General features: G+C 60.8%; 6 protein-coding genes. 3 read left to right on the forward strand and 3 right to left on the reverse strand.

Features of this window, described 5'->3' with window-relative positions:
* Positions 1-128: 128 nt before the first annotated feature.
* Together FS320_RS38005 and FS320_RS38010 are read left to right on the forward strand one after the other, a co-directional pair.
* Complete coding sequence (locus FS320_RS38005) at positions 129-800, forward strand: glutamate ligase domain-containing protein (protein ID WP_152717455.1); 672 nt, start codon at positions 129-131, stop codon at positions 798-800.
* 87 nt (positions 801-887) lie between these two features.
* Complete coding sequence (locus FS320_RS38010; protein ID WP_152717456.1) at positions 888-1,742, forward strand: cyanophycinase; 855 nt, start codon at positions 888-890, stop codon at positions 1,740-1,742.
* Here FS320_RS38010 and FS320_RS38015 read toward each other — a convergent pair whose 3' ends face one another.
* A complete protein-coding gene (locus FS320_RS38015; RefSeq protein WP_202882946.1) occupies positions 1,743-2,402 on the reverse strand; it encodes an alpha/beta hydrolase in 660 nt (219 codons plus the stop codon).
* Positions 2,403-2,442: 40 nt separating this feature from the next.
* On the reverse strand, positions 2,443-2,700 hold the full coding sequence (locus tag FS320_RS38020; protein WP_152717457.1) for a hypothetical protein: 258 nt from the start codon (positions 2,698-2,700) through the stop codon (positions 2,443-2,445).
* A 211-nt stretch (positions 2,701-2,911) separates the two neighbouring features.
* On the opposite strand from FS320_RS38020, the gene FS320_RS38025 reads away from it, so the two are divergent.
* Positions 2,912-3,898, forward strand: a complete 987-nt coding sequence (locus FS320_RS38025; protein WP_152717458.1) for a Bug family tripartite tricarboxylate transporter substrate binding protein — start codon at positions 2,912-2,914, stop codon at positions 3,896-3,898.
* Here the strand turns inward: FS320_RS38025 and FS320_RS38030 are convergent.
* Entirely contained in the window at positions 3,832-4,719 is an 888-nt protein-coding gene (locus FS320_RS38030; protein WP_152717459.1) for a DUF1194 domain-containing protein, read from the reverse strand. The two genes, FS320_RS38025 and FS320_RS38030, sit on opposite strands and share 67 nt — an antisense overlap.
* Positions 4,720-4,863 lie beyond the last annotated feature (144 nt).

Below are 4,863 nucleotides of genomic sequence, written 5' to 3' on the forward strand. Positions count from 1 at the left end.
ATAGAGACAAGTATCCATAGCGGGGCTCCTCAACCGTTGCACACCCCGCATCCGCCTCATCAATCTTCACGAAAGCTATTCCAAATCAAGCACTTGAAGCGAGTAATAAAATTGCTCACCAGCCTCTGATGCGTGCGGCCGAAATTCCGGCAACCCTCGATGGTCTCGCCGAGTTCAATGTGCAGAATGCCCTAGGTGCCGTAGCCATGGCCTACGCCCAGGGCGTTCCCGTCAATGTCATCCGTATGGCTCTGTCGACCTTCACGACCTCGTTCGAACAAAGTCCCGGGCGTCTCAACGTGTTCGATGGACATGGTTTCCGTGTCATCCTGGACTATGCCCACAATCCGGCGGGCCTTCAGGCTCTAGGCGACCTGATCCTCAAGATGCGTCCGCGCCATCGCCGGATCATTGGCATGATCAATATTCCTGGTGACCGCCGTGACGACGACATGCGGGAGATGGGAGCGCTCGCGACACGCTATTTTGATGAGATCATCTTCCGGGAGGATCCAGCCCGTCGCGGTCGCAAACCCGGCGAGATCACCGGGCTGCTGGCGGAAGGAGCACTTGCGGCAGGATATCCGGAGGAGCGTATCAGTCGGATTCTAGACGAGGATGAGGCTGCCGATCTGTGCCTCAGGAGGGCGCAGCCCGGGGACCTTGTTGTCCTCACCCCGACCGATGTGGAAGCCATGTGGCAGCAGGTGCTCGAATTCCGGGCCGCTCCTTCCATATCCTTCGATGTGGAAGTCGATCGGACGCAGGAGCCGGCCGGAGGCTGGCGCAGGAGCGCCTGATCGACAGCAAGGACATTGTCAAGGCAACGATGCGATCCGCCCCTGGCTTTGGGGCGGTCGCTTCTTGAACGGAGCCCAGTTGCGGCCATGCAGGAACGCGCAAGGAAGAAATCGAAGGGACCGCTCATCATCATTGGCGGTGGTGAGGACAAGGAAGGCGAGCGCACTATCCTGCGTGAGGTTGCGAGACAATTGGGTGGAGGAAAGCTCGTCATTGCAACTGTCGCATCCCATGAGCCGGAAGGTTATTTCGAATCCTACCAGAGAGCCTTCAACGATCTTGGTGTCACGGACCTGGTGGAAATCTACGTCAAAGACCGATCCGAGACGCTCGATCCGGAAAAGCTGCGCGTCTTCGACGGAGCAGCCGGCGTTTTCTTTTCCGGAGGCGACCAGCTGCGCATCTCGAGCCAGATTGGCGACACACCCATCGAGCAGCGCGTGCGGGACCTTCACGAGCGCGGCGGTGTCCTCGCCGGAACATCGGCCGGCGCATCTGTTATGAGCGAGACCATGCTGGTGAAAGGCACCAGCGGCGAGTCCTACAAGATCGGTGACCTGCACATGGCACCGGGTCTTGGTCTCGTGCGCAACGTCATCATCGACCAGCATTTTGCCGAACGAGGTCGGTTCGGACGCCTGTTTGGTGCCGTGGCGCATAATCCACGCGAACTCGGGATCGGCATCGACGAGGACACGGCGCTAGTCCTTGAAGAGGAACGATTCGAGGTGATCGGCAGCGGCTGTGTCTATGTGGTCGACGGGGCTGGCGTTACCCACTCGAATATCGCCGAGGCCGAGCCTGAGCGGTCCCTGTCCATGTACGATATCCGCATGCATGTGCTGAGTTCCGGCGATGCCTTCGATCTGGCAAAGCGCCGCCCGACCGAAGTGCCGGACGTTAGGAAGAGTCATGCTATCGAGGCGCAGTTGGCGGGCTAATCAGGCAAGAACGTCACGAAGCCACCGAGACAGATCCCGGTCGAGTGCCTCCTGACATTGATCAAGGCCGTGAAAGCAGCCGGGATAAAGGATGAGCTCCTTAGGCTCACCCGCATGAGCGTGGAGATCTCGTGAGCAGGCCGGCGGCAGAATTTCATCTTTCTCGCCATGAATGAAGATGACAGGCTTGGGGCTGAGCTTGCCGACGGCGTGAGTGCCTGCCGTCTGACTGCTGAGCGCCGCGACGGCGATGACGGCGTCACTCGTGACGCCTGCGTTGATGACGACGGCGCCCCCGAAGGAATGCCCCACAAGAACGATTCGGCTCTTGCCGAGACTTTCCAGATAGGCAAGCCCGATCAGTACATCGAGAATGCAGCCTTCCAGATCTCCGGGATGACGATAATCCAGCTCGAGCGATGCTGTTCCACTCTCCCGAAATTGGCGGCCAAGACGCGTGTAGAGTCCACCCGCTGGGCCGCCAAGTCCGCCTCCGGCGCCAAACACCCAAAGAATGGCGTGCTCGCCTTTAGCCGGGTGATAGCGGCAGGGGAGAGCGCCCTCGGACGTCACGAGTTGAAGGCGCTCCGATGTCTCACTCTCAGGCATGTGGATGACATCTTGCAGGGTGATGGCCGAGTGCCGGAGCATTTGGGGCATGACACCGCCTGCCGTTCGCAACCTGCATGAGGGAAGCAAGTTACGGATTGTTGCCGCCGGACGGCCGCTTGGGAACATTGCCGGCCTGGGCGGGATCCGTGCCTTGGGGAGCATCTCCGGCCGGCTTCACCTCATCGGGGTTGGACACGGCTTTGGTGACGGGCTCCCGCGCCGGCTCCTCCTGCGGAGGAGGACCGGCAACGGCCGAGCCGCCCATATAGGAGGGTGGATCGCTGGCCGGGAAAGAATATTCCGAGCCGGCATCGACCAGGTCGTCCTCTTCTTTTTTCACGCCCATAAGCCATCTCCAGTTCTCTAAAGCTTTCCATCGCTCAAGGGGAGAATGCAGGGAGTGCCGCCATGTTCAGGCGGGGCGGTAAAAAACTAAGCGCTGGCGCGACCTTTGAGAGACGATCCTCGTCCCGGCTCGGCCCTGGTCGTCGCAGTCTGCCCCGCTATCTGCAGCCGAGCACCTGAACCATAATGGGACCGATATCCGGGAGAACGCCATGAGTCCGACCCGCCGCAGCATCCTCAAGACCCTGGCCGCGGCCTCCACCGCCTCGGCCCTGTCGGCATGGACGGCTTTCGCGCAATCCGCTTACCCCACCAGGCCTGTCCGGGTCGTTGTTCCCTATGCGGCCGGCGGCGGAACCGATTTCTTCGCCCGTCTCGTCTTTGCCGCCATGGGCGAGCAGCTCGGCCAGCAATTCGTCATCGAGAATAAGCCTGGCGCCGGCACCAATATCGGCGCCGACACGGCCGCGCGCGCGGAGCCCGACGGCTATACGCTTCTTTTGGGCGATACGGCGACCTTCGCGACGAACCGCACGCTTTATCGCAAGCTGTCCTTCGATCCGTACAAGGATTTCACGCCCATTTCGCTGACAGGACGCTTTGCCCTCGTGCTCCTCGTCAACACGAACAAGCTGCCGGTGAAATCCGTTCAGGAACTTGTGGCTGAGGCGAAGAAGAATCCCGGCCGCATCAATTATGCGACGCCGGGCCTAGGCAGCCCGTTTCATCTTGCCACGGAACTTCTCTCTCAAGGAGCCGGGATCAAGCTGACCCATGTGCCGTATCGGGGTGCTGCTCCCGCCGTGCAGGATCTGGTGGCGGGGCAGGTGGACATGATGTTCATCGACTTCGCCACCGCGCGCTCGCAGATCTCCGGTCCGATTCAGGCCATCGCGGTCGCATCCCCACAGGAATTCTCGGGGCTTCCCGGCGTGCCGCCGGTGGCGGCCGATTATTCAGGCTTCGAGGCCTGGGCCTGGCAGGGTTTCGTCGCGCCGGTGAACACCCCATCCGATATCGTCACCAAGCTCAACGACACCTACCGGCGTGTGATTGGCGATGCAGAGATCCGCGCCAAGCTGATCGGAGCCGGCATCGATGTGCTCCAAAGCTCTCCGTCTGAAATGGCCGCCTACATGCAGGAGGAAGGTGCCAAGTGGGAAAAGGTCATCAGGACGGCGGGCATCACGCTGGAATGAGCGTCGCCTGGGAGGCAGATCGCGTCAGTTGCGGTCCCAGCGATACATCCCGCGATCCCCTCCAGGCAGTTGACGGGCGCATCCGCCTGAATCTTCTGGATCTGCGTCTCCGCGGAGAGTGCGGCAATCTCACGGATGATCTTCGTGCGAATGGCGTCGGCAAATTGCTGACGCTCGCGCACCGGAATGAGAAATGCGCCTTCTCCGCCGATGACGCAGCCTTTGTAATAGAGGTCGAGGTTCTCCATATCGCCGAAGCCGCTCGGGCGCTTGAGCATGATGGGAAGACCGTTAATGGTGATGCCCTTCGCAATGGCCTCGTCGCGGGCCGCAACGACGCCCCGTCCGCTGCTGTTGGGCCCATCCCCTGAAATGTCGATCACCCGGCGGATGGGCTCGACGCCGGTCTGATCCAAAAGCTTCACGCCGAAGTCGATCGCACCCGAGATCGATGTACGCCGCAGGCGACCGATCGGATTGTCATGCAAGCCGTCCGCGAATTTCATCGCAGCCTCTGAGCCGTCGATGATGGTCCAAGGAATGATGACGTTCTGATAATCGACGCCTGACCATTCGAAATAGGTGACGATGATCCGGCCAAGCAAGCCGTTGCGGATGGCATCCTGCACTTGGGGCGAGCGGAAGGCGTCGATGAAGCCTTGACGCTGGAGCTCCTGCTCGTCCGGATCCATGGAGCGCGAGACATCCACCGCCAGGACGAGCGCAACGTCCACTTCCGCTTCCGCTCTCGCATCGGAGACAGGCAGCCAGAGCGATGCTGTCATGAGAGCCGCGACTATGCTGAGACGCCTTACACCCATCCCGACCTCCATTCTCCTCTAGATCCTTAGCACAGTGATTTTGACGGTTTGACACCGCCAAGCTCGTGCTGCGGACTTCGCATCTGGTACCGAGGCCCCGTCCAATGGGGATCAATCCACTTGCAGATCCCGCACCGCTTCGAA

It is taken from the genome of Microvirga tunisiensis (assembly GCF_009296175.1).
GTDB lineage: Bacteria > Pseudomonadota > Alphaproteobacteria > Rhizobiales > Beijerinckiaceae > Microvirga > Microvirga tunisiensis.

Coding starts and splice junctions, on each gene's coding strand:
- FS320_RS38005 (WP_152717455.1), top strand. CDS start 129: ATGCGTGCGGCCGAAATTCCGGCAACCCTCGATGGTCTCGCCGAGTTC.
- FS320_RS38010 (WP_152717456.1), top strand. CDS start 888: ATGCAGGAACGCGCAAGGAAGAAATCGAAGGGACCGCTCATCATCATT.
- FS320_RS38015 (WP_202882946.1), bottom strand. CDS start 2,402: ATGCCCCAAATGCTCCGGCACTCGGCCATCACCCTGCAAGATGTCATC.
- FS320_RS38020 (WP_152717457.1), bottom strand. CDS start 2,700: ATGGGCGTGAAAAAAGAAGAGGACGACCTGGTCGATGCCGGCTCGGAA.
- FS320_RS38025 (WP_152717458.1), top strand. CDS start 2,912: ATGAGTCCGACCCGCCGCAGCATCCTCAAGACCCTGGCCGCGGCCTCC.
- FS320_RS38030 (WP_152717459.1), bottom strand. CDS start 4,719: ATGGGTGTAAGGCGTCTCAGCATAGTCGCGGCTCTCATGACAGCATCG.